The organism is Nodosilinea nodulosa PCC 7104 (assembly GCF_000309385.1).
GTDB lineage: Bacteria > Cyanobacteriota > Cyanobacteriia > Phormidesmidales > Phormidesmidaceae > Nodosilinea > Nodosilinea nodulosa.
In genome coordinates this window covers 1,715,730-1,737,854 of the sequence record NZ_JH976537.1, presented here as the reverse complement: position 1 = coordinate 1,737,854, position 22,125 = coordinate 1,715,730, and the positions used below count along the sequence as shown (strand labels likewise).

24 protein-coding genes are annotated in these 22,125 nt (G+C 55.1%); 8 read left to right on the top strand and 16 right to left on the bottom strand.

What is annotated here, in order from left to right:
• Positions 1-31: 31 nt before the first annotated feature.
• Positions 32-871, bottom strand: coding sequence for a hypothetical protein (locus LEPTO7104_RS0107815; protein ID WP_155523554.1), 840 nt, complete (start codon positions 869-871; stop codon positions 32-34).
• 196 nt (positions 872-1,067) lie between these two features.
• Positions 1,068-1,730 carry a TetR/AcrR family transcriptional regulator gene (locus LEPTO7104_RS0107810; protein ID WP_026072476.1) on the bottom strand — a complete coding sequence of 221 codons (663 nt, stop codon included), beginning with the start codon at positions 1,728-1,730 and terminating at the stop codon, positions 1,068-1,070.
• Positions 1,731-1,865: 135 nt separating this feature from the next.
• On the opposite strand from LEPTO7104_RS0107810, the gene LEPTO7104_RS0107805 reads away from it, so the two are divergent.
• From LEPTO7104_RS0107805 to LEPTO7104_RS0107790, 4 genes are all read left to right on the top strand, one after another.
• Positions 1,866-2,861, top strand: coding sequence for an NAD(P)-dependent alcohol dehydrogenase (locus LEPTO7104_RS0107805; RefSeq protein ID WP_017297999.1), 996 nt, complete (start codon positions 1,866-1,868; stop codon positions 2,859-2,861).
• A 123-nt stretch (positions 2,862-2,984) separates the two neighbouring features.
• On the top strand, positions 2,985-3,488 hold the full coding sequence (locus LEPTO7104_RS0107800) for a hypothetical protein (RefSeq protein ID WP_155523553.1): 504 nt from the start codon (positions 2,985-2,987) through the stop codon (positions 3,486-3,488).
• A gap of 81 nt (positions 3,489-3,569) precedes the next feature.
• On the top strand, positions 3,570-4,865 hold the full coding sequence (locus LEPTO7104_RS0107795) for a WD40 repeat domain-containing protein (protein ID WP_225886944.1): 1,296 nt from the start codon (positions 3,570-3,572) through the stop codon (positions 4,863-4,865).
• A gap of 150 nt (positions 4,866-5,015) precedes the next feature.
• On the top strand, positions 5,016-5,882 hold the full coding sequence (locus LEPTO7104_RS0107790) for a hypothetical protein (protein WP_040695330.1): 867 nt from the start codon (positions 5,016-5,018) through the stop codon (positions 5,880-5,882).
• Between the two features lie 249 nt (positions 5,883-6,131).
• On the opposite strand, the gene psbA is transcribed toward LEPTO7104_RS0107790, so the two are convergent.
• Positions 6,132-7,193 carry a photosystem II q(b) protein gene (gene psbA / locus LEPTO7104_RS0107780; RefSeq protein WP_017297994.1) on the bottom strand — a complete coding sequence of 354 codons (1,062 nt, stop codon included), beginning with the start codon at positions 7,191-7,193 and terminating at the stop codon, positions 6,132-6,134.
• 321 nt (positions 7,194-7,514) lie between these two features.
• A complete protein-coding gene (locus LEPTO7104_RS41165) occupies positions 7,515-7,904 on the bottom strand; it encodes a c-type cytochrome (RefSeq protein ID WP_017297993.1) in 390 nt (129 codons plus the stop codon).
• Positions 7,905-8,420: 516 nt separating this feature from the next.
• Here LEPTO7104_RS41165 and LEPTO7104_RS0107765 point away from each other — a divergent pair.
• On the top strand, positions 8,421-9,140 hold the full coding sequence (locus LEPTO7104_RS0107765) for a putative antibiotic biosynthesis monooxygenase (RefSeq protein WP_017297991.1): 720 nt from the start codon (positions 8,421-8,423) through the stop codon (positions 9,138-9,140).
• Between the two features lie 383 nt (positions 9,141-9,523).
• Here LEPTO7104_RS0107765 and LEPTO7104_RS0107760 read toward each other — a convergent pair whose 3' ends face one another.
• Together LEPTO7104_RS0107760 and LEPTO7104_RS0107750 are read right to left on the bottom strand one after the other, a co-directional pair.
• Positions 9,524-9,880, bottom strand: a complete 357-nt coding sequence (locus tag LEPTO7104_RS0107760; protein ID WP_026072473.1) for a phage holin family protein — start codon at positions 9,878-9,880, stop codon at positions 9,524-9,526.
• A 249-nt stretch (positions 9,881-10,129) separates the two neighbouring features.
• The gene (locus LEPTO7104_RS0107750; RefSeq protein WP_017297989.1) at positions 10,130-10,660 is read right to left on the bottom strand and encodes a hypothetical protein; all 531 of its coding nucleotides are present in this window, start codon (positions 10,658-10,660) and stop codon (positions 10,130-10,132) included.
• A 238-nt stretch (positions 10,661-10,898) separates the two neighbouring features.
• Between LEPTO7104_RS0107750 and LEPTO7104_RS0107745 the strand changes: the two genes are divergently transcribed.
• The gene (locus LEPTO7104_RS0107745; RefSeq protein WP_017297988.1) at positions 10,899-11,762 is read left to right on the top strand and encodes a DMT family transporter; all 864 of its coding nucleotides are present in this window, start codon (positions 10,899-10,901) and stop codon (positions 11,760-11,762) included.
• Positions 11,763-12,066: 304 nt separating this feature from the next.
• On the opposite strand, the gene pstB is transcribed toward LEPTO7104_RS0107745, so the two are convergent.
• The 5 genes from pstB to speA all read right to left on the bottom strand — a co-directional run bounded on the left by pstB (position 12,067) and on the right by speA (position 18,589).
• Positions 12,067-12,849, bottom strand: a complete 783-nt coding sequence (gene pstB / locus LEPTO7104_RS0107740; RefSeq protein ID WP_017297987.1) for a phosphate ABC transporter ATP-binding protein PstB — start codon at positions 12,847-12,849, stop codon at positions 12,067-12,069.
• 59 nt (positions 12,850-12,908) lie between these two features.
• Positions 12,909-13,808: a phosphate ABC transporter permease PstA gene (gene pstA / locus LEPTO7104_RS0107735; RefSeq protein WP_017297986.1), complete on the bottom strand. Its 900-nt coding sequence runs from the start codon at positions 13,806-13,808 to the stop codon at positions 12,909-12,911.
• A gap of 35 nt (positions 13,809-13,843) precedes the next feature.
• Positions 13,844-14,773, bottom strand: a complete 930-nt coding sequence (gene pstC / locus LEPTO7104_RS0107730; protein ID WP_017297985.1) for a phosphate ABC transporter permease subunit PstC — start codon at positions 14,771-14,773, stop codon at positions 13,844-13,846.
• A 203-nt stretch (positions 14,774-14,976) separates the two neighbouring features.
• The gene (gene pstS / locus LEPTO7104_RS0107725; protein ID WP_017297984.1) at positions 14,977-16,101 is read right to left on the bottom strand and encodes a phosphate ABC transporter substrate-binding protein PstS; all 1,125 of its coding nucleotides are present in this window, start codon (positions 16,099-16,101) and stop codon (positions 14,977-14,979) included.
• Positions 16,102-16,672: 571 nt separating this feature from the next.
• Entirely contained in the window at positions 16,673-18,589 is a 1,917-nt protein-coding gene (speA, locus tag LEPTO7104_RS0107720; protein WP_225887083.1) for a biosynthetic arginine decarboxylase, read from the bottom strand.
• A 287-nt stretch (positions 18,590-18,876) separates the two neighbouring features.
• Between speA and LEPTO7104_RS0107715 the strand changes: the two genes are divergently transcribed.
• Entirely contained in the window at positions 18,877-19,515 is a 639-nt protein-coding gene (locus tag LEPTO7104_RS0107715) for a Uma2 family endonuclease (RefSeq protein WP_017297982.1), read from the top strand.
• A gap of 35 nt (positions 19,516-19,550) precedes the next feature.
• Here the strand turns inward: LEPTO7104_RS0107715 and LEPTO7104_RS0107710 are convergent, their stop codons facing one another.
• The 5 genes from LEPTO7104_RS0107710 to LEPTO7104_RS0107695 all read right to left on the bottom strand — a co-directional run bounded on the left by LEPTO7104_RS0107710 (position 19,551) and on the right by LEPTO7104_RS0107695 (position 20,801).
• On the bottom strand, positions 19,551-19,934 hold the full coding sequence (locus LEPTO7104_RS0107710) for a XisI protein (RefSeq protein WP_017297981.1): 384 nt from the start codon (positions 19,932-19,934) through the stop codon (positions 19,551-19,553).
• Positions 19,922-20,041, bottom strand: a complete 120-nt coding sequence (locus LEPTO7104_RS43540; protein WP_017297980.1) for an element excision factor XisH family protein — start codon at positions 20,039-20,041, stop codon at positions 19,922-19,924. Before LEPTO7104_RS43540 ends, LEPTO7104_RS0107710 begins: the two co-directional genes overlap by 13 nt.
• A complete protein-coding gene (locus LEPTO7104_RS39300; protein ID WP_340627206.1) occupies positions 19,989-20,162 on the bottom strand; it encodes an element excision factor XisH family protein in 174 nt (57 codons plus the stop codon). The genes LEPTO7104_RS43540 and LEPTO7104_RS39300 overlap by 53 nt, the downstream gene beginning before the upstream one ends.
• Before the next feature lie 90 nt (positions 20,163-20,252).
• Positions 20,253-20,498: a type II toxin-antitoxin system MqsA family antitoxin gene (locus LEPTO7104_RS0107700; RefSeq protein ID WP_017297979.1), complete on the bottom strand. Its 246-nt coding sequence runs from the start codon at positions 20,496-20,498 to the stop codon at positions 20,253-20,255.
• 3 nt (positions 20,499-20,501) lie between these two features.
• Positions 20,502-20,801, bottom strand: a complete 300-nt coding sequence (locus LEPTO7104_RS0107695) for a DUF4258 domain-containing protein (RefSeq protein WP_026072471.1) — start codon at positions 20,799-20,801, stop codon at positions 20,502-20,504.
• Between the two features lie 244 nt (positions 20,802-21,045).
• Between LEPTO7104_RS0107695 and LEPTO7104_RS0107690 the strand changes: the two genes are divergently transcribed.
• Complete coding sequence (locus tag LEPTO7104_RS0107690) at positions 21,046-22,092, top strand: GUN4 domain-containing protein (protein ID WP_026072470.1); 1,047 nt, start codon at positions 21,046-21,048, stop codon at positions 22,090-22,092.
• Positions 22,093-22,125: the final 33 nt, after the last annotated feature.

The window sequence follows — 22,125 nt, the reverse complement described above, 5'->3', positions numbered from 1 at the left end:
CGGGTTGGATGGGCGATCGCGCCCCAAATACCTAAGGAAACAGCACATCGCTGACGACCTCAGGGGCGACCCCAGTTTGGAGGTAGGTGGCGTAGCCGCGCCAAAAGTCGGGATCATCTTCGGGTTTAAGCTGCCAGGTGGGGTTGGCTTCATAGAGCTGAGCCAATTGCTCTGAGGTCTCTAGAATGGCCTGCTGCACCGAATCGGGTAGGTCCATAAACCATGCGGCCACGGCAGGGTCATCGGCTGAAGTCGCCGATAGATCGCCGATATTCAACCCGATTAGCAGATGAAAATAGCGCTCGTAGGGTTCGGGATAGCCCGGCTCGGTGGCGATTACCTGGCGGTACAGATCGAGGGCTTGCTCCAGATCTTCGCGCTGGTCGTAAAGACGGTTGGCGATCGCCCAAAGCTGCTCCGCAGACGATGCAGGCTGCACCGTAACCCGGCACCAGTGGCCCTCTGCTGGGTCGTCAGAGGGCAGCACCGGCTCAGGCTCTTCTTCACCAAATACGCTCTCTAACCGACGCGTTGGCACCACCTGGTAGCGATAGTGCCCGGCATTTTGCGCAGTGAACTGCATCACGGCGCTGTCGCTGTAAGGAGTTTGGGTAATGTAGCCAACGATGGTCAGATCGGGGCTCGGGCCGCCGATAAACTCGGGAAAACAGGATGGACTCGGGTCATCGGGGCTGGTTTGGACTGTAGTGGAGACGACATCTCCGGGTTCAACGTCAAAGCTATAAACGCCTTGCTCATCGGGGGTTGACGATACCGCTAAGCTAACCAGGGTGGGGGATTGAGCCAGTACTGCCGGGGCTGTTAGGGTCAGCGCGGGCAACACCAGGCCAAGCGACCAAATTCTCATCATAGAAATCAAAGCCAACGTGCCGTTAAATTTTGAGGCTGCCATTGCACCTTGACTAATCTTCCCCAATTTAAGCCAATATTCCGGAAAGTTGAGTTATTGCATGGTAGATAGCGATCGTCACCTATCCCATGGCAATCTTTTTTTTTCACAGGTTGCCCTATGGGACCTATTAAGAAAGGAGAGTAATTCGATTGTGCTATTTCAGCAGTCTGTCTAGTCCATCGAGAATGAGATCAAGCCCAAACTCAAAAGCGTGAAGGCCATCATAATCGCCTTGTATGACGCGTTGCGCGAGCTGATTCATGTAGGGATATTGCTCGGCAGGAATTTGCGGCAGGTAGTCGGCGGCTGTCTCCGAGTAGTCTGATGCCTCGACCGGAAAGTTCAGCTCCTGAAGCGTAAATCCATAGACATGACTATCGATGGCATTCCACGCGTGATCGGCCATTTCAAATGAAAAGCCCGCCTCTTTTAGGCATCCTAGGGTTGAATCTACGTAGCGCAGCATCGCCGGTCCCACATTTACCCGCGACACCAGCGGCATCGTAGCCCAGGGATGCCGCAGCAGCACCGCATGGGCAGAAATTGCCCGCCGCCGCATGGCGGTCTTCCAATCGGCATCGAGTTTGGGCAAATCTATTTCACTCACCACGCCATCGACAATGCCATCGATCAAATCATCTCTATTTGCAATGTGGTTGTACAGCGACATGGCCTTAACGCCGAGCGCCTCAGCTAGCTTTCGCATAGAGAGCGCCTCAAGCCCGCCTTCATCTGCTAAACGGAGCGCAGTCTGCAATATCCGTTCTCTGCTCAGGGGAAGACGTTCTGGCTTTTTGGAGCTGGTTTTCTTAGCCATCCTTGCGTTTGGAGGTGACCGGGATATTCAAAGAATAAGCCCAAGTACAACGTTTTGTTACTCGCAGCTCCATTTTTACATACACTGTAAGTCTGTGCTAGGCTTACGCCGTAAGTTTGGTAGGAAATTTATGCCATGAAAGCGATCGCCCAGAGCGAATATGGTTCGCCAGACGTGCTGACGCTGGCGGAGGTAGAGCAACCAGGGGTTCAAGCCGACACCGTGCTGGTGCGGGTTCAGGCAGCCTCTGTCAATGCAGGCGACTGGCATTTAATGCGGGGCAGTCCGTATCTTGTTCGGCTGATGTTTGGAGGACTTTTGAAGCCAAAGATTAAGACCCTTGGATTCGACGTGGCGGGGACGGTTGAGGCTGTCGGCAACCAAGTCACTCGCTTTCAGATTGGCGACGAGGTCTTTGGCGACCTGTCGGAATGTGGGTTTGGGGCGTTTGCTGAATATGCCAGCGCCACAGAAGAGGCCCTAGCTCTAAAGCCCAACAATCTCACCTTTGCAGCGGCGGCAGCGGTGCCGGGTGCGGCGATGACGGCCCTACAGGCTCTCCGCGATATTGGCAGGGTTCAGCCCGGTCAGCGGGTGCTTATCAACGGCGCTTCGGGGGGTGTGGGCTCGTTTGCCGTGCAGATTGCGAAGGCTTTCGGCGCTAAGGTGACCGCTGTATGCAGCCGCGCAAAAGTAGATCGAATCAAGGCGCTCGGCGCAGACGATGTGATTGACTACGCCCAAGTAGATCTGAGCCAGAAGGAGTCCTATGACTTAATTATTGATATGGCGGCCTATCGGTCAGTTCTTGACTATTTGCCTCTGCTAAAACCCAAAGGAACCTATGTGCTGGTGGGGGGTGCGATCGCCCGATTGTTCCTCGTCATGATTTTGGGATCGCTAATTTCAAAAGTGAGCGATCGCACGGTGAAATCTTTAATGGTAAAGCCCAATGCAGCCGACTTGGCCACACTGCGAGAGCTGATCGAAGCAGGCAAAATTCTTCCGCTGATTGACCGCTCTTACAGCCTGGAGGAGGTTCCCGTAGCCATTCGCCAACTTGAGCAGCGGCAAGTAATTGGAAAAGCCGTTATTCATGTGCGAAAAGAAAGGGCGTGTTGCAAAAACTGATACCGCTTCTACATATTTTTCGACAGGATGCATGATGGGTGCTGTGTCCATTCATTCAAAGCTCGGATTGAAACACCTCTAATCGCACAATCAAATCCTGTGGAAATTTTTAGCAAATCGACCATGAAAGGAATTTTGCTGAGCCTTGCCTGGTTCTCCGATTTGAGTCCGGCGCCTGCTAACGCCGCGATCGCCCAAACTCTCTCATGCGAAGCCTTTATTCTGGCTGACCATGGAACTACGCTGATCTACCAAATTGCCGGACAAATTGATCTCGACAAAGCGGGTCAGCAGATGCGCCCCATCGAAGCCGAGTCACAGCTAAGCATGACGCTTAAAAAGCACAGCAGCAACGGCCAGGTTCAGACATTACTGAATCGCACAGTGCTGAAGCACTTCGAGGTACTTGCCCCCGACGCCGACTATTCCAGCCTGCCGTTTACAGATGGGTTTAGCGGTCTGCCTAACGACGGTGCAGGACTCTACAGCGTCACGGCTTCTCGCTATGGCCTTTACGCCAGCCTGCGACCCTTTCAAGGCATTCCTACTCACGTTCAGATTGTGCACTATCTCAGCGCTGAGCGCTTTGTTCGTTCTACTCCCGGTATCTGTCGGATCAGTTCCTAGTTTCAACCTGATGACGGTCTTGTCATGAACTATTGCCCCGTATCGTTTTTGTCTATTTTTCGCTGGTTGATGTTAGGACTCATGAGCAGCCCGATTGGTTCTAGCGCAATCGCAGCCCCCATTCCCGATGCTCAGGCCAGCACCCAGATTGTGGCGGATGCATCATTTGCGACAGCGCCTACCTGGCGATCGCCCGGACGCCTTTACCGAATCTCTCTCAACTCTCTCTATCCTGCTGGCAGCAGCAACATTCGCCCAATTGCCCAGGCCATCAGTCCTGACAGCGAACTGCTGGCCATCGCTAGCCGGCAATCTGCCGGAGGATCGCAGCCAGAGCGCGGTGCCTTAGCGCTGTGGAACCTATCGCGCGGGACTCGTCGAATTACGCTGTTAAAACCAGACCTGACTCAGGCTGAGGCGCGTGCCATTGTATTTAATCCAAACAGTCAGCAGATTGTGGCCGGACTCAACAGCGGCAACGTCCAAGTTTGGGATACCACCACTGGAAACCCGGTGCGAAGCTGGACGGCTCATGGGACTGAGATTACGGCGATCGCTATCAGCCCCGACAGGCAGTTTCTAATTACAGGAAGCAGCGATCGCACCGTCAAAGTGTGGGAACTCAGCAGCGGCAGACTGCTGCAAACCCTGCCCCTGACCGCAGGTGAAACCGAAGCCACGACCGTACAAGCCCTGCAAATTAGCCCCGACAGCCGACGCTTAGCCATCGCCACCGAGCGCAGCATTCAGCTTTGGGATATTTTGGCGGGCAGGCTGGTCAAAGTCATTGTGCAGCTCTCACCCCAGCAGGCCCAATCGCTGAGTGCGGCGCTGCCGTTTTCTATGGCGTTTGTGCCCAACAGCGCCAACCTGGCCACGCTAGATACCGACAACAGCATCAAGCTTTGGGACAGAAACAATGGCGCTAGGGTTATTACCCTGCGTCAACACCAGCAGCCTATTCAAGCGCTGACGGTAGACGTCGCCGGACAGCTTTTGATCAGCCGAGACAGCAGTCAGTCGGTGCTGTTTTGGAACCTGCAAACCTATCGGAGCGATCGCTCGATCAGCGTTGCCTCGGGCAATCGCGATATTGTTGTTGATGGCAGCCTGGTGAGTAGTTTGGATAGCACTGCCACACCCAGTCCCATCACCCTCAGCGCCAGTGGCGACACCTTCGCTGTTCCACTGAGTGGACTCGACGGTAGAGGTCCCGCCAGTTCGCTTATCCCCTCTGGGTTTGGCATCGATTTGAGGGAGGTAACGACCGGCGCTAGGCTAACTATTATCCCCAACGCCCAGCAGATTAGCTTCAGCCCTAACAATCTTTTCCTAGTTTCGACTCAGGCCTCAGAGGTGCAGATTTGGCAACCCTAAATAGAGCAAAAACTAAATCTGATCAACCAAATCTGAACGTCGTCATTTTCTTTCACTTTTTTGGGCCATGGGTACATCTCTGACCACACATTATAGGTTTTAGAAACCTTCCACTTAATTGAAAAGTATTTTTAAATTAGGACGCTAAACATGAATTTCTCAAGAGCCTCATTCAGCAAACTTTCGCTGTTTGGCTTGCCGCTTGCCGCAGGCATAGCTTTCTTGGTGCCGGCAGCACAAGCTGAATATCCCTGCGGTTCGGCTGGCCCTGGCGAGATAGTCGTTGGCAGTACCCAAGGTGGCAATGGAGTTGCCTCTGTCCTCCTCTGTGATACGGATCCGGATTATCAAGATTATCCAGATTATCCAGACGATCAAGGCAGTGATAGCTCGACCTATTACGACCCAGAGTCGGCGGCCCTCGAATTGCAAAGTGCCGCCCTTCTGCTCCAGCTGCAACAGCAAGCGGAATTACTGCTAGATCCAGACTATTTGAGATATTTGTCTGGCAGCTGGAGACTTTTCCCAACGTCTATATCAGCAAGTGAACCCCTTGGCGAATATTGCGTTGCCTCCTTCTTAAAGGCATCCATGGACCCGGCTGCTAACCATGCACCGGTGATGATCAATCTGTCGGGGCCGGGTGGCGACTACGATGGGGCTTTACTTACCTTTTCAGCAGAAGCAATTCCGAAGCCTGAAACGGTGGAGATGATCGCCGTTACGCTGACCCAAAACGATTACCCCTCTGTAACAGTGCAGGCATTCAACTATTCAGTACCCGATCTACCCTATGGAGTCATTGCTTTTGCTGTGCCGACCATTGATGCCGCGCTGGCGGGCATGGAAGATGTCCAAAGTTTTGATGTAGCGATCGATGGTCGATCTGTTGCCAATACCACTTGGCACAGTGGTCTGAGAGTGAGAGATGAATTTCGTCGATGCTTGAACGGTCAACCCTATTCAACCACTGAGATTGACATTGTGCCAGAGCGTTTAAAGCCAGCGCAACCTTAAGTTTAATAAGGCTGTCCTCGGTGGATGGGCTAATTCAAATCTTCGAACTGAGCCTTCTCAAAAATGCCTCTGCCAGCCAATATTGCCCATGGCCAGGGGTAGCGTCCAAGCCGTCAATGTCAACTGCGATCGCATCACCGACTCTCGCCTCCCTGCCTACACCTACGAGTAACCACCACACACAGCAAAAAGCGCCCCCCGAGGGGAGCGCTTTTCCTATCCATTTATCAATGGGGTAGTCACAGGGGACTAGCCGATGATTTCAGGGGCCTCAGCCGTGGCCAGGTCGAGGGGGAAGTTGTGAGCATTGCGCTCGTGCATCACTTCCATACCCAGGTTCGCACGGTTGATCACATCAGCCCAGGTGCCAATCACTCGTCCCTGCGAGTCAAGAATCGACTGGTTGAAGTTGAACCCGTTCAGGTTGAACGCCATCGTGCTGATGCCCAGGGCCGTAAACCAGATGCCAATCACAGGCCATGCGCCCAGGAAGAAGTGCAGAGAGCGGCTGTTGTTGAAGCTGGCATATTGGAAGATGAGACGACCGAAGTAGCCGTGGGCCGCAACGATGTTGTAGGTCTCTTCTTCTTGGCCAAACTTGTAGCCGTAGTTCTGCGACTCAGACTCGGTGGTCTCACGCACTAGAGACGAGGTCACCAGTGAACCGTGCATGGCGGAGAACAGCGAACCACCGAACACACCGGCCACGCCCAGCATGTGGAAGGGGTGCATCAGAATGTTGTGCTCAGCCTGGAATACCAGCATGAAGTTGAAGGTACCAGAGATACCCAAGGGCATGCCGTCCGAGAACGAGCCTTGGCCCAGGGGGTAAATCAGGAATACGGCGGAAGCAGCAGCCACAGGAGCGCTGTAGGCGACGCAGATCCAGGGGCGCATGCCCAACCGGTAGCTCAGTTCCCACTCACGACCCATATAGCAGAAGACGCCAATGAGGAAGTGGAAAATCACGAGTTGGTAAGGACCACCGTTGTACAGCCACTCGTCAAGGGAGGCGGCTTCCCAGATCGGGTAGAAGTGCAGGCCGATGGCGTTGGAGGACGGCACCACCGCACCGGAGATGATGTTGTTGCCGTACATCAGCGAGCCAGCGACGGGCTCACGGATGCCGTCGATGTCGACGGGGGGGGCGGCGATGAAGGCAATCACGAAGCAGGCGGTCGCAGCTAGCAGGGTGGGAATCATCAGCACGCCGAACCAGCCAATGTACAGGCGGTTCTCGGTGCTGGTGACCCACTGACAGAACTGCTCCCACAGATTGGCGCTTTCGCGCCGCTGTAGAGTCGTAGTCATGATGTATTAGTCCTTGGTATTTATCGTTTCAAGGTACACAGGACAAACCGTGTAGATTTGTGATCCGTGTAAGTACATGTTACTGCAATCGTGGAGTTTTGTAAACAAATTTTCTCTCGAAACTTAATGGTTTTGGGGCTGAGGCCGAGAGCGATCGCTGAACTAAATCGCCTGAAAGCTTTAGCCTTAGGGCTTTAGACGCAGTCCAGATCGAGCTGAAATCTCTGGGGCGCGATCGCAGTCCAGCCGGAGCTGTATTCAGAGTTCTCATAAAAGTCTGTAACAAATCCCCATGCCAGGCTCGGCCCTGGGATGAGATCGCTACAGTTGCTCTAGATAGATGAGCAGATCGGCCATATCCTGAGGCTCAGGCTGAAACTGAGGCATTGGGGGAGTTTGGCCGCTGATGACCTGATTGATCAGGCCCACTTTTGTTTTGTGGTCAGATACGCCCAGCAGCTTTGGCCCCACCTCGCCGGTAGCCGCAATGCCGTGGCACACGGCGCAATTCATCTTAAAGATGGCTTCGCCTCGGCTGCCATCGCCCTCCATAGACAGCACCTGGTGAACGTAGGGATCCGAGGCCTGGGAATAGCGTACCGCTACAAGACTCAGTACCACCGCTGTAACCAGCGCCACCGCAATCAAGGCGGCCTTTTTCAACAGGCTGCTGAGGTCTTCGGTTTGCTCGTTTAGGGTCTCTTGTGCCAAGGGGAGGAAATGTATCTTCAATTAATTGTTACGTACTTTGAAGAATCTCAGACAAGTTTGACACAGAATCTTAAGGATTCTGGCTTGGGAACTGGCTCTCGGGGGCAATCCTGACGGGCAATTTTGTCAGGCAATTCTGGCGGGCAATTCTGGCGGGCAAGTCATGGTCAAGCCACATGGGCTATTGAGCCTGCGAGTCTGGGATAGTACGTTAGTGGGGTATGACCTGGCTCAAACCTTGTCCCCAATATCATTCCTTGACCTATGCCTGATTTAGAATCTACCCATCAGCCTACCGGCGCAGCCGTCCCTGAAGGCAGGGCTAACTCCTCAGGCGAAACTGTACCGACTTCTCCTCTAGAATCAGAGACTGCGCCTAACGCCGCTCCGATGACGAGCATCCAGGCTGAGCAAATCTTGGCGGAGCTTAAAGGCATTAGGCAGAACCTGCTCTGGGTTTTGCTGCTGGGGGGCTTTTTTGCTGCTCGAGCCTTCTTCTTTCACTACTAATTTGCCATGGCTTCCTCCTCTGAAATCAGTCAGGACTCCCAAGACTCTCAGAATTCCCAAGACGACCATTTTTACTCCACATTTATCGTGGAATATATCGTGCCCGAAGGTCAGCAGGCGGAAGGGGTGTTTCGACGGTGGTATGGTCAGCTGATGAAAGCAGCGAGCCAGTTTGAGGGCTATACTCGCAACGATTTGTGTCCGCCTTTGGACTGCGGCGACGGGGTGGTGAAGTGGTACTCGATTGTTCATTTCAGAACGCCGGAAGACCTGAACCATTGGCTAAAATCAGGTGTTCGCGCCAACCTCTTTGAGCAGGGGCGCGACACTTTTTTGGCCTACCGATATAAGTCGTTTAGCACCGGCTTAGAGGGTTGGTTTTCAAACCATACCGGCGGGGCAGAGCAGCACAGCCTGGGGCCGCCGCCCTGGAAGCAGGTGCTGGCGGTCGTGCTGGGTCTTTACCCTACGCTGATGATTCAGAGCATGGTGTTTAGTGCCCTGGGAATTATGCAGTCGTGGCCCATGGCTACCTCGCTGGTAATCAACAATTTAATTACTTCCTCAATTTTGACCTGGATAGTGATGCCACGAATCAGCCAAATTCTGAGGTTTTGGCTGCGCCCTGCCTACCGACTTACGGCATTACAAACCAATCTAATGGGCGCTGGTCTAGTGTTTGCAGCCCTGGGCTTCATGGCCAGCGTGTTTACCTACTTGGGGTAGCTGCTGCCTGGCGATCGCGCTTTAAAGCAGGGTTCTGATCTGGTTGCACAACCCATAACAAACCTGCGGGTGGTGTGGTGGCATCAAATCCCTTAGAAGGGTATTTTGCCCGGTCACTGCTGACAAGCCATGCTCAGCGGCCCCAGCGGCGATTGAGATGGTTTTGCACCACTGTCTAGCTCAGGTTTCAGCCCAAATAAAGCAGCGCCAAGGGGAAAAACAAAAGTCCTGGTCCAGTTTGGCCCAGGACTTTTGGTGTGGGTTAAAACTGACCTAGCCAGCAACTGTAGCTGTAGTCAGTCTGGTTAAGACATGTCTCCTATGAACGTTCAAACGTTTGAATGTTCGTAGGGTTTCTGGATGCTCTGACCAACGTGACTTGGCTATAAACCAACTGATTGAAGAATGAAGTTGAGAATGGAGCTGACAATGGCCAGGGCGATCGCGCCAAGAATGGCGCTCCAGATGCCGTAGCGGAGGCGGAAACCTTCGATGAGCCAGGCGGCCAGACCAAACACAAGAATGGCCCCAATCAGCGGAATCAGGCCCAGGCTAATGATGGCGAAGAAGCCGCGAAAGGCAGTGGGAAAAAATCCCCAGATGCCGTTGAAGGCGCCGATAATGGCTCCGCCCAGTAGCGCTTTGACAGGGCTGTCGATCTCAACTCCGATGGGCGGAATCTTAGAAATGATTAGCAGGCTGATCGCTAAAATAACGACGCTAATTAAAAATCCAATCAGCATTGATGTTTCTCCTCACACAGATAAATGATGGGGTCAGTAAAGCAAAAACCAGCTAAGGTGGGGCAGAGTCTCCTGTGCTTCTGAAATTATCGACTATAAAGTAGCATCTGCTACGCTTTTAGTTTCACATTCTTAAAAAAGCGCCGATTTTAGAAAATGCGCTGGACAGGCAGTAGTTTTTGAATTTTGCCAGCTTCGGTAGCCTGAGCAATAGAACCCCAGTACTGCTCGTAGGGCAGCCCTACGTTAGGTAGACAGCCCCAGGGCAACAGCCATCTTTTTGAGCATGTCGCTCTCTTTTTCGCTAATGCGGCTGGCTCCAATGCCCATAATACCGCCCTCCTTCTGAGCCTCGGCGACCTTAGTGGCAACCGACAACAGCCACTCCTTGAGTTCGGTGGCCTGTACACCCGTTACTTTAGCATCCAGGATGGCGGCCACTTTTTGCATGTGCGCGACGGCGTAGTCTCGGCCCTCGCTGGACTTTTTGAAGGTTTGCATCAGCCCTAGCAGCTCAAACTGTTTTTTGAGCTGGAGCTGTTCGCCATCGAGGGCGTCGGCGGCGTCGAGTTTGGCCATGTCACCCACTAGTGCCGGGGTTAGCTCTCCCACCAGATCGCTCCGCTTGAGTTCTTCAGCTACGATGGCGACCCCAGCTTTCAATTCTTGCAAAAATGTTACTGGATCAACCCGATCGGCCAGACACACCCCCATGACGGCCTGCATGGGTGCTTGCAGTAGTGTGTTCCACTCGTCTTCCGTAAAAGCCTGGTACATAACCACTTCACTCCGGCACTAGAAGTTAAGGCAACCATATCGGCAAAATATATGAAATATCTAAGGCCTGTCCAGTGCGGTTCTGCTTCTAGATTAGGTCAACTGCTGCTGTGGCAGCTTGGGGCCTGGGACCCGCCGCAGATGAGATCAATATCGTGAAATGCGCACCTCGTCCTGGGCTATTTGCAGAACGCCGGTTGATGCCAGTCTGATCGATACACCCTATCTACATTTATCCATGCCCCACCTTAAAAGTGCGCTGCTGCAGGTGCATACCGCAGTGTTTTTGTTTGGGTTGTCGGGGCTATTTGGCAAGTTTTTGGCCCTGCCTGCCCCGGTAATTGTGCTGGGCCGCACCGGATTTGCGGCCCTGGCCCTGGGGCTGGTTTTGGTTCTAGGGCAGCGGGCGGCGCGCCTGCGATCGCCCAAAGACGGGCTGGGCATGGTGCTGCTGGGGGTGCTGCTGGCCTTTCACTGGGTCAGCTTTTTCCGCAGTATTCAGCTGGCCACAGTGGCGATCGGGCTACTGACCTTTTCTAGCTTTCCGGTGTTTGTCACCGGGCTAGAGCCGCTGCTGCTGAAAACTCCGTGGCGATGGCGGGATGGCGCGATCGCCGCTCTGGTCGTCCTTGGGGTGGCCCTGGTCATTCCCGACTATCGCCTGGGGTCAGCCACCACCCTGGGGGCCATCTGGGGGCTGCTGTCGGGGCTCTCCTTTGCGCTGCTGCAACTGTTCAATAAAGGTTACCGGCAGCGGTACTCGGCCCTGGCGATCGCCTTTTACCAAGATCTGTTTGCCTGTCTTAGTCTGATGGTGGTCACGCCTCTGGCGGGTCTGGCCTTGGGCACCAGAGAAGTCGGCCTCCTTATGGTGCTGGGGGTGCTGTGTACCGCCGTAGCCCACACCCTGTTTATCGAGAGTCTGGCGGTGCTGCGAACCCAAACCGCCAGCGTCATCAGCTCCCTGGAGCCAGTTTACGGTGTCGCCCTGGCCGCCCTGCTGCTGGGAGAACTGCCGTCTTTTCGCACGCTGCTGGGGGGCAGCCTGATTGTCGGCACTACGCTCTGGGCCAGCTGGCCCGCCGAGCAGCCCAACCTCTAGACTGGCCATGGTCGTTTGCTTACCGCAGGGCCGTTATAGCCATAGTCACGTTGGTTAGGACATCCAGAAGCCCTACGAACGTTCAAACGTTTGAACGTTCGTGGGAGACATGTCTTAACCAGGCTGGCTACAGCTATACCTGAGGCACTGACGAGTCCGGCAGGACTGTTTGGATAGGAACTCTGTTTCCCTAGTACTCGAAGGCTGAAATATCTCCACCGCTTTGGCGCGCTTGGCTCCCTAGCTCCCCTGCTCCCTAGCTCGCAGAAATAGTCCCTAAACTTCCGCCTTATAGTACTAGCGCTTAGCCAAAGCGGCCCGTGACGTAATCGCGAGTCGATTCTTGCTCAGGATCATTGAAGATTTTTTCGGTGCTGTCGAACTCGGCCAGGTAGCCCACCTTGCCCCCAGCCTCTTCAGTCACCTGCGCATTGTAAAAGGCGGTATAGTCGGCCACTCGGGTGGCCTGCTGCATATTGTGGGTGACGATGATGATGGTGTAGTTCTGCACTAGCTCTTTCATCAACTCCTCAACCTTGAGGGTAGAGATGGGGTCGAGGGCAGCGCAGGGTTCATCCATCAGCACGACCTCGGGCTGCACCGCAATGGTGCGGGCAATGCAGAGGCGCTGCTGCTGCCCGCCCGAGAGCGAAAACCCGCTTTCCTGCAGCTTGTCTTTGACCTCATCCCACAGCACGGCGCGGCGCAGCGAAGTCTCAACGAGTTCATCCATGTCGCCTTTGTAACCGCTAATGCGGGGACCGTAGGCAATATTGTCGTAGATGGTTTTGGGGAAAGGGTTGGGCTTTTGAAACACCATGCCGATGCGGCGGCGCACCTCTACGGGGTCTACATCCGGAGCGTAGAGATCCTGCCCGTGGTAGGTCATCTTGCCCTTGAGGCTAAAGCTCTCAATCAGGTCGTTGAGGCGGTTAAAGCAGCGCAGAACGGTACTTTTGCCGCAGCCCGAGGGACCAATAAAGGCGGTAATTTTGTTCCTGGGAATGTCGATAGAGACATCCCGTACGGCTTTGTACGACCCGTAATAGATATCGCATTCCTTGGCCCGCAGCACTACGTCAGTCATAGTCCCACTCTTCGGCATTGTGTCAACCATTCCTCAGGCTCCCCAAAAAATTGGCTCTACTAGTACGTTTTCTGACGGGTTGCAAATCGGGCAATGATGCTGGTCAGCAGCACCATCAGCACCAGAATCAGCGAGGCCGCCCAGGCTAGCTCCTGCTGGGCCTTAAAAGGCAGCGTGGCAAAGTTGTACACCAGCACCGCGAGGGTGGCGATGGGCTGGGTAATGCCGTTGAACCGGAAAGGCGAAAATAGGGCGGTGAAAATGAGCGGGGCAGTCTCGCCTGCGGCCCGAGCGATCGCCAGGGTAACCCCGGTCAAAATCGCCGGAATGGCCGCCGGCAGCACCACCTTGAGCACCGTTTGATACTTAGATGCCCCTACTCCCAGGGCGGCCCAGCGAATCTCCTGGGGCACAATTTTGAGGGCTTCGTCGGCGGTGCGAATAATCGTGGGCAGCATCAGCACCGCGAGGGCCACGCCCCCGGCCAGGGCGGAGTAGCCCGGACGGCCTGGGCGCACCATGATGCCGTAGATAAACACCCCGGCAATAATGGAGGGTACCCCGGCCAGGATATTGACGCCAAAGCGCACGTACTCGTCAATGGAGGTGTCATCGCCGCCAAACTCAGACAGCCAGATGGCGCACAAGACCCCAATGGGCACCGAAATGATGGTCGAGATGGCCACCACGATCACCGTCCCGCCGATGGCGTTGGCAATACCTCCCCCTGTACCCCCCGGCGGCGGCGGTAGCTGCGTAAACAAGTCTAGATCGAGGCGGTTGAACCCGTTTGCAAACACATAGAACAGAACCAGCACCAGGGGGATTAGAGCTAGCAGAATGCACAGCCCCGCCAGCCCGGTCATGACGATATTGAACAGGTTGCGGGAGCTGGACCTGTTGGCCTTTAGGCTCTTAGCGTCAAAAGAATGGGCGGAAGCCTCAGAATGCGCGGTCATGGTTGCCTCTCATCGCTCAAAACGTCCTGGGATACCTAGTACTTGGCCTGGAGTTTGCGCACAATCCAGTCGGCCAGAATATTGACAATCAGCGTCAAAATTACCAGCACAAAGGCAGCGTACATCAGTGCTGCCACCTGAATGCCCTTGGCCTCGGCAAATTGATTCGCCAGCAGCGATGAAATCGTGTTGCTAGGCGCGAGCAGCGACAGGCTGATGGTGTTTGAGTTGCCGATCAGCATCGTTACGGCCATGGTTTCGCCCATGGCGCGGCCCAGGGCCAGCATCACACCGCCCACGATGCCCGAAATCGCCGCCGGAATCAGCACCCTAAAGATAGTGCCCCAGCGGGTCGCCCCCAGCCCGTAGGAACCCTGGCGCAGTTCGGGGGGAAGTGCCGCCAGCGAGTCGCGGGAGATGGCGGTGATAATCGGCAAAATCATAATCGCCAGCACCAGGGAGGCGGCCAGCATGCTTGGCCCGGTAAACGGAATGCCGAACAGGCCCAAAAACCACTTCAGCGCCGGAATTAGCACAAAGATGCCCCAGAGGCCGTAGACCACGCTGGGAATAGCCGCCAGCAGCTCCACCATGAACACCAGCACGGTGCGAATTTTGAGGGGAATAAAATTCTCGCTGAGGAACAGGGCGGTGCCGAGACCCAGGGGAACGGCAATCAGCAGGGCGATCGCCGAGCTGACCAGGGTGCCGTAGACCATGGGCAGCACCCCGTACGACTCGCGCCCGGCCACAGGGTTCCAGCTGCTAGTCCACAAAAAGCCGAGGCCAAATTCTTTAATGGCAGGCCAGGCGTCTACCAGAATCAGCAGACCAATGGCTATCAGCAGCAGCAAAATAAATAGGGCAAATGTCAGGGTTGTGCCCTCGAAAAACCGATCTAGCCCCTTTTCAAAGGGCGTGCGCTGGCGATCGCTGGGCGGCGGAGAAGGCGTATCAGCAGTCACAATGACCTCACCTGCATTGGATACTTAGGCAGAGATAGCGGGGGGAAGTCAGGCTTCCCCCCGAGTAGGCTAGTAGACGGCCAAGCCAAAGATGATAGATAAGGCAAGGTATATGGTTCACGGTATACGGTTTAAGGTATACCGTGAACCTTGAACCCAGGCCATTGCCCCCTGTCACAATTAACTTGGTCAAGTCCTAGGGCCTACTTCACCTTGATGGTGTAGTCGGGGCTAATCACATCAGCCGCTGCGGCCACGCGCTCGCGCACGTTTTTGGGCAGGGGCACATAGCCCAGGGCACTGGCTTCCTCCTGGCCCTGGTTTAGACCGTACTCGATCATCACTTCCATAGCCTTAGCCTTTTGGGCATCGGGATAGTCTTTGTAGGCCAGCATCCAGGTGTAGGTTACGAAGGGGTAGGAATCAGCGCCATCGTCATCCACAACAAAGGCCCGCAGGTTCTCGGGCAGTTCCACGTTGGCCAGGGTAGCCGCTGCGGTTTCATCGTCGGCCATCACAAAGTTCCCGGCTTTGTTCTGAATGGTCGCAAAGGGCACGTTGTTCTGCTTGGCGTAGCCGTACTCAATGTAGCCAATCGAGCCTTCGGTCTGCTGAATCTGGGCGGTTACGCCCTCGTTGCCCTTGGCCCCAATGAAGTTGCCGGTCTTGGGCCACTCAACGCTCTTGCCTTCGCCAATGGCCTGCTCAAAATCGGGGGAGATGGCCGACATATTCTTGGTGAAAACGGCGGTGGTGCCGCTGCCGTCGGAGCGGTGCACAAAGGTGATAGGGGTGCTGGGCAGATCTACGCCGGCGTTGTCGGCGGCAATCACCGGATCGTTCCAGGTGGTGATTTTGCCGGTGGTGATGCCAACGTAAGCGTCGCGGCTGAGCTTCAGGTTCTCAACGCCGGGCAGGTTGTAGGCAAACACGATGCTGCCAGCGGTCATGGGCAGCAGAATGGCGCCGCGCTTGGCCTGGGCAATCTCATCGTCCTTCATGGCGACGTCGCTGGCCCCGAAGTCTACGGTCTCGGCCAGAAACTGCTCGACCCCAGCGCCGCTACCCACGGACTGGTAGTTCACCTGTAGCTCAGGCACCTCTTTGTTCATGGAGATGAACCAGTTTTGGTAGAGGGGAGCGGGGAAGGAGGCCCCGGCACCGGTCAGGGCGACATTGCCGCCCAGGGCAATTTTCTCACCCTGCATAGCGTCGCCACCGTCCATGGCGGTGTCGTCGGGAGTTGAGGTAGAACTGCCGCAGGCAGTCACCCCAGCCGCCAGCAGCAAAGCGGCAGCTAGACGTAGATCAATCTTAATTTTTGGCATTCTTTGAAGCATGATTAGTCAACCAATCAACAGCTATAAATCTTTCTCAGACCGTATCGACAAAGGAGCGCAGCCAAATCAAAAATCAAACCCATCTTCCAGACAAGTCAAGCTGATTGATGGCCACGTTTTTTCCCATTTGCCCCTCAAGGCGGTAGCAATCTGTGCACCAGCTCAGTGATACATATATCACACTTGTTTACACCGAAAAAAAGCATGTCCTTTGATGGGGGCCAAGCTCATAGTCATCTATTTCTTACCTCGCCAAGGTAAAGAACAGGTTATTTTTTCAGGCTAAATCTAAACTGAATGCGATCGCCTTTGGCAAACGCAAAAAAGCAGCCCTCCTGGGTTAAGAGCGAGTTAAAATCAGCAGAAGATCCGTTAAAGAAACGCTTAAATTAGGATTTATAGCCATAGGTCACGTTGGTGACATCCAGAAACCCTATGGACGTTAAAACGTTTTAACATCCATAGGACTATGGCTATAGATTAGCGCTTTTGATTGGCGCAGAACTTGCGATCGCCGCCGCCCAGCGGCACCAAACCGACCAAGTCAACCTAAGCTCGCCTAAGCCAAATAGGTGTACTGACTAAGGCTACGCTCGTAGTGCTGAATCAGCAGCTGCGACTCTTCCAGGGTAATCTGACTGTCCTGAAGCGCCCGCTCCGATCGCCTGCGAATGTTCTCAATCATGTCTTCGGCGTCGTACTGCACGTAGCCCAGCACCTCGGTCATGGTGTCGCCCTTGACTACCTGTTCCACCTGATAACCCTTGGGCGTCATGTGAATGTGCACCGCGTTGGTGTCGCCAAACAAATTGTGCAGATTGCCCATAATTTCTTGATAGGCCCCGCCCAGGAACATGCCCAGGTAGTAGGGCTGGTCAGGGTTGAGCGGGTGCAGCTCTAACACCTGCTTAACGTCGCGCAGGTCGATAAATTTGGTGATTTTGCCGTCGCTGTCGCAGGTGAGGTCGGCCAGGGTGCCTCGGCAGCTCGGCTCTTCGTTGAGGCGGTGAATCGGCAAAATCGGAAAAATTTGGTCGATCGCCCAGGTGTCGGGCATAGACTGAAACACCGACAGGTTGATGTAGTAGATCGAGGCCATGCTCTGGTGCAGCTCCTCGATGTCTTCGGGCACGTGGTCGGCATCGCTGACCACCGACAGCGCCCGGCGGCAGCAGGACCAAAACAGCCGCTCGGCCCGCGCCCGCGCCGACAGGCTGAGATAGCCAAAGTTAAACAGGCTGATGGCTTCTTCTTTGAACTGCACGGCGTCGTTGTACAGCTCCTGTACGGTGCTGGCGCTGAGGTTTTGGTAGATTTCGTACAGCTCGCGCAAAATCACGTGGTCGTCTTCGCCGGGCACCTCGACATCCTCGTGGGAGGGGGCATCGCTGCTGCCCAGCACGTCAAACACCAGCACCGACTGGTGGGACACCAGCGCCCGCCCGCTCTCGCTGACCAGGGTGGGCACCGGTATTCCCTTTACCCGGCAGGCCTCTTGCACCTCGGCCACCACGTCGTTGGCGTAGTTTTGGGTGCTGTAGTTTTTTGAGGCGTAGAAGGTGGTTTTTGAGCCGTCGTAGTCTACCGCCAGGCCGCCGCCCACGTCCAGATAGCGCATGCCAGCGCCCAGCTCCGCCAGCTCTACGTAGATGCGGCTGGCCTCCCGCAGGGCCTCTTTGACCACGCTAATGGCCGAAATCTGTGAGCCAATGTGAAAGTGCAAAAGCTGGAGGCAGTCGAGCAGGTTGGCCTCGCGCAGGCGATCGACCACCGCTAAAATTTCGGGCACCGTGAGGCCAAACTTGGCCCGATCGCCCGCCGAAATGCCCCAGCGCCCGCTGCCCTTGGTGCTGAGCTTGGCCCGCACCCCGAGCACGGGGCGAATGCCGAGCCGCTGGCTGGCCTCGATCGCGATCGCCAGCTCGTTCATCTGCTCGATCACGATGATGGGCTGCTGACCCAGCCGCTGGCCCAGCATGGCGGTTTCGATATAGTCCTTATCTTTGTAGCCGTTGCAGATCAGCAGCGCCCCCGGCGTATCGAGGGTGGCCAGGGCAATCAGCAGCTCGGGTTTAGACCCGGCCTCCAGGCCAAACTGGTAGGGTCTGCCGTAGCGCACCACGTCTTCGAGCAGCTGGCGCTGCTGGTTGCACTTGACCGGAAACACCCCCCGATACACGCCGCTGTACTTGTAGCGGGCGATCGCTTTGGCAAAGCAGGCATTGATGCGCTCAATGCGGTCTTCGAGAATATCTGAAAAGCGAATCAGCAGCGGCAGATTGAGGTTGCGCTGCTTAATGGCCTCGACTAGATCGAGCAGATCGAGAGAGCCGCCGCGATCGCCCCTGGGCGACACCGTCAAATGGCCCTCGGCGTTGATCGAAAAGTACGGCTCGCCCCAGCTGTGAATGCGGTACAGCTCCTCGCTGTCTTCAATCGTCCAGGGGGCGGCCACGGTTTCAGCGGATTGCAGCATGTTTTCTAGGTTGGCCCGGTGCAGGCGAGGGGACGGCGACAGGGAAGACGGCGACGGAGGCTGGGCCATATTCATAGGGGGAGAGGCTCGCTGGGTAGAGGCGTGGGTCAGCGGCCAGGAAGTTCTGCCGCAAGGGGCGCGACCCAAATTGTAACAAAGAGCCATGGCGGAATAGCGGCTCAGGCTGGCAAAGACAGCCTCTAGGGGGCAGAGAATTGGGCCTAGGGCATGGGCTACCCTATCGCCCGGACTAGGCCAGTACAATACAAGCTATCAGGAGGCTGCCGATGACAGCGGTCATTACCCCACTCCGAAATCAAATTACCTTGCAGGGAGTCAGTTGGGCGACTTACCAAAGTCTGGTGCGCGATCTGGAAACTGCCCCCGGCCAGCGGCTGACCTACGACCAGGGAACCCTGGAGATTATGGTGCCGCTCCCTCCCCACGAAGGCTACAAAAAGCTCATGGGCCGAATGGTTGAAGTCACCACTGAAGAGACCAATACTGAAATTCGCAGTTTGGGGTCGACCACCTGGAGCCGAGAAGATTTGAGGCAGGGGCTAGAGCCTGACCAGTGCTACTACATTCAGCATGAGCAAGCCGTTCGCGGCAAAGACGCGATCGACCTGACCATTGACCCACCCCCTGACCTTGCCATTGAGATAGACAACACCAGCAGTTCGCTAAATCGCATGGCGATCTATGCAGCCCTGGGGGTGCCAGAGGTATGGCGATTCAATGGCGAAACGCTGACGATCTATGCGCTGGGGGAGGGCGGCTATCGGCCCCAGCGGGCATCCACTGTGCTGCCGCTGCTTAACCAGGGGGATGTGCTGCGGTTTTTGCAGGAGAGCCAGACCGTGGGAGAAACCACCTGGGTGAAGGGCTTTCGCCAGTGGCTGCGCGCAAAGCTTGAGGCCCAGTAGAGACTTCAAAGAGGCTCCAGGGCCTAATTTACCGCTTAACCCAAGGCAAACTCGGTAAACTGGCGTTTAAAGGGCGAGTGAAACCCCAGCACAATGTCGTGCTTGGGCACGCCGCGATTCGCGCAGCGTTCGGGAACCGACTCGAAACGAGTATCCGTTCCGGAATCGACCAGTTCGTTGGCGATGCCGCCCTCGGTGCCGTCGTGCTGAATCCAGATTTTGCCGTCTTTGATTTTGAGGTGCAGCACGCAGCCGTAGACCCGGCGCTTGTTTGACCAGCCTACATGGACGACCCGGTAGCGATCGCGCTGAAGGTCAAAAATTGCCTCAGCTTCAACCGCTTCGTTGCTGGCTCTGATGTTGCTATATTTCTGCAACAGCTCTTGAACGAGCTGGCGGTAGTAGTTTACGTCTGCCATTTGGTGATCACCTCCTCCTCTGGATCGTAGACAATTAGGTGCACGTGGTAGCGCTCAACCAGCAACCGTGGCAATTCCAGCGTAAAGAAATCGCGGTAGGTATCCATCGGAGTCGATGTACATCTCTAGCCCACCAAAGCGCAGAAATAGTGGATCATCAGTAATCGTCCAGCCGTCTTTTTCGAGGGCGCGTTTGACGGCATCGTGAACCAGGTCTTTGGCGGCCATGGGGTATGGGAGAGGCGATCGCAATTCCAACCCCATTCTAGAAGCTGCACTGATGCCCATCGCCACCAAATAAGGCGAATGCATAGCCCATCACATCGACTTGACTGGCACCTGAAGAAATTGGTCTGGACTAGCTGTGTTGTTGTGGATAGCGAAAAACTGGCGCTCAATCGCTTTGAGTACCTCGGCGCTGTAGTACAGAGTACCGCAGCGACTACAAACCTCTACCGGAGTGTTGGGCGCAATGAGATACTGCCCTTTGTGACTATACAAATAAGTGACGCGACGTTCTTCATATTCGGTGCTGCCGCAGGCGTTGCATTTAATCTCTCGCATCGGTCAAGCCCTCGTTTGTGGATCGATAAACTTGGGTGGCCCAGGGATATAGATAGTGATGATGGCTACTTGTTCACCCCTCCAGCCGCAGACAATATGGATAGGCAAATCGCTGGAATAGCCCAAAATCAGACAGCTTTCACCGCGCCCTGTATCCGCATATTGTTCTAAAACCTCTCCATTCAATAGAGCTTCTTCTACCTGCATCAAGGTCAGATCGTCGGCCTGGCGCTCTATATCGGCGTGGGATGTATACACATAGGTATCATTACGAATCTTGGCCCTTATCTCTTCTACATCCATTTTGACACTCCGTCCCCCACCTCTCGCAGCAAGCTTGGCCATTGAAGTCAGGCGATCGCAGCTCTGGCCCCATTCTAGGCACTGTCCGAGCCACAGTTTTTCTGAGCTTGCGAATACCATAGGCTAAAGCGCGAGGTTGCTTTGCCCCAGCGCAAGCACTCAACCAGGCTTGGCCAGGACAGGGTTAGCGATTCGGGCTAAACTCTGGGTAGGCAAGGGCTAACGCCAGCGGGGCAAGCGATCGATGACGGAGCAGCAGTTTGATGTTTTTTTGGCCCACAGCAGCAAAGACAAACCGCTGATTCGCCGCATCTACCGCAAGTTAGCAGACCTGGGCCTGCACCCCTGGCTCGATGAAGAAGAAATTGTCCCCGGCACCAAATTTCAAGACGAGATTCAGCAGGCGATCGGGCGCATCAAAACGGCAGCGATCTTTTTTGGTCATGGCGGGCTAGGGCGCTGGCAGGCGCTAGAGCTAAGATCCTTCATTAGCCAGTGTGTCAAGCGCGATATTCCCATTATTCCGGTGCTGCTGCCAGGGGTAGAGGAGATTCCAGAAGAACTCATTTTTCTTCAAGAGTTTCATGCCGTCTCGTTTCAAGACAGTATCGAAGACGAGAAGGCTCTGTATTTTCTAGAGTGGGGCATCACCCAACGCAGGCCCACCCGACAATACGGCACTTCCCAAACATCGAGCGATACTTCAGGCCAACGTCCCGCAGGGTCGGCACCGCCCATCTCACCGCCTGTTGCTCTACCCTCTGCCCCAGAAGACGACCTGAGTTCTGAAAAAGGAATTGATTACCGCAACCTGCGCGACTTGCTAAAGGCTGGCCAATGGCGCGAGGCAGATAGCGAAACCTACGAAAAAATGATTCTGGCCGTGGGCAAAAAGTCGGGGGATTGGTTTACTAGCGATGAACTGCTAAATTTTCCCTGCACAGACCTGCTGACAATAGACCGATTATGGGTGAAGTACAGCCACGGCAAGTTTGGCTTTAGCGTGCAAAAGAAAATTTATGTAGACTGCGGAGCCAAGCTCGACGGCAAATACCCAGGTGATAAAATTTGGCAAGAGTTTTGCGATCGCGTCGGCTGGCGCAAGGCAGGCAACTATCTGAGCTACAAAGACCTACAAGCAAACCCCTCTTTATCTCCCGCTGAATTTCCGTTTCTTTGTGGTTGGTCTGGTCGGTGGGTGGTGTTTTGGGTTGGGGTGTGGGTGGGCGTGGGGGGTGGATGGGGGCGTGTCTCTTCTCTCGCATCGAGACTTGTAAACTGTAGCAGATAAGCGCTTCAGCCCGATCCAAAAGAACTATTTCAG

Excerpts from the sequence above, each read along its gene's own strand:
- LEPTO7104_RS0107815 (WP_155523554.1), bottom strand. The coding sequence starts at position 871 with ATGATGAGAATTTGGTCGCTTGGCCTGGTGTTGCCCGCGCTGACCCTA.
- LEPTO7104_RS0107790 (WP_040695330.1), top strand. The coding sequence starts at position 5,016 with ATGAATTTCTCAAGAGCCTCATTCAGCAAACTTTCGCTGTTTGGCTTG.
- LEPTO7104_RS0107690 (WP_026072470.1), top strand. The coding sequence starts at position 21,046 with ATGACGGAGCAGCAGTTTGATGTTTTTTTGGCCCACAGCAGCAAAGAC.
- LEPTO7104_RS0107700 (WP_017297979.1), bottom strand. The coding sequence starts at position 20,498 with ATGCGAGAGATTAAATGCAACGCCTGCGGCAGCACCGAATATGAAGAA.
- LEPTO7104_RS0107715 (WP_017297982.1), top strand. The coding sequence starts at position 18,877 with ATGACAGCGGTCATTACCCCACTCCGAAATCAAATTACCTTGCAGGGA.
- LEPTO7104_RS0107795 (WP_225886944.1), top strand. The coding sequence starts at position 3,570 with ATGAGCAGCCCGATTGGTTCTAGCGCAATCGCAGCCCCCATTCCCGAT.
- speA (WP_225887083.1), bottom strand. The coding sequence starts at position 18,589 with ATGCTGCAATCCGCTGAAACCGTGGCCGCCCCCTGGACGATTGAAGAC.
- LEPTO7104_RS0107805 (WP_017297999.1), top strand. The coding sequence starts at position 1,866 with ATGAAAGCGATCGCCCAGAGCGAATATGGTTCGCCAGACGTGCTGACG.
- LEPTO7104_RS0107810 (WP_026072476.1), bottom strand. The coding sequence starts at position 1,730 with ATGGCTAAGAAAACCAGCTCCAAAAAGCCAGAACGTCTTCCCCTGAGC.
- pstB (WP_017297987.1), bottom strand. The coding sequence starts at position 12,849 with ATGACTGACGTAGTGCTGCGGGCCAAGGAATGCGATATCTATTACGGG.
- pstS (WP_017297984.1), bottom strand. The coding sequence starts at position 16,101 with ATGCCAAAAATTAAGATTGATCTACGTCTAGCTGCCGCTTTGCTGCTG.
- LEPTO7104_RS0107765 (WP_017297991.1), top strand. The coding sequence starts at position 8,421 with ATGGCTTCCTCCTCTGAAATCAGTCAGGACTCCCAAGACTCTCAGAAT.
- pstA (WP_017297986.1), bottom strand. The coding sequence starts at position 13,808 with ATGACCGCGCATTCTGAGGCTTCCGCCCATTCTTTTGACGCTAAGAGC.
- LEPTO7104_RS0107750 (WP_017297989.1), bottom strand. The coding sequence starts at position 10,660 with ATGTACCAGGCTTTTACGGAAGACGAGTGGAACACACTACTGCAAGCA.
- LEPTO7104_RS0107710 (WP_017297981.1), bottom strand. The coding sequence starts at position 19,934 with ATGGCAGACGTAAACTACTACCGCCAGCTCGTTCAAGAGCTGTTGCAG.
- LEPTO7104_RS0107800 (WP_155523553.1), top strand. The coding sequence starts at position 2,985 with ATGAAAGGAATTTTGCTGAGCCTTGCCTGGTTCTCCGATTTGAGTCCG.
- psbA (WP_017297994.1), bottom strand. The coding sequence starts at position 7,193 with ATGACTACGACTCTACAGCGGCGCGAAAGCGCCAATCTGTGGGAGCAG.
- LEPTO7104_RS0107695 (WP_026072471.1), bottom strand. The coding sequence starts at position 20,801 with ATGGATGTAGAAGAGATAAGGGCCAAGATTCGTAATGATACCTATGTG.
- LEPTO7104_RS43540 (WP_017297980.1), bottom strand. The coding sequence starts at position 20,041 with ATGGATACCTACCGCGATTTCTTTACGCTGGAATTGCCACGGTTGCTG.
- LEPTO7104_RS0107745 (WP_017297988.1), top strand. The coding sequence starts at position 10,899 with ATGCCCCACCTTAAAAGTGCGCTGCTGCAGGTGCATACCGCAGTGTTT.
- LEPTO7104_RS39300 (WP_340627206.1), bottom strand. The coding sequence starts at position 20,162 with ATGGCCGCCAAAGACCTGGTTCACGATGCCGTCAAACGCGCCCTCGAA.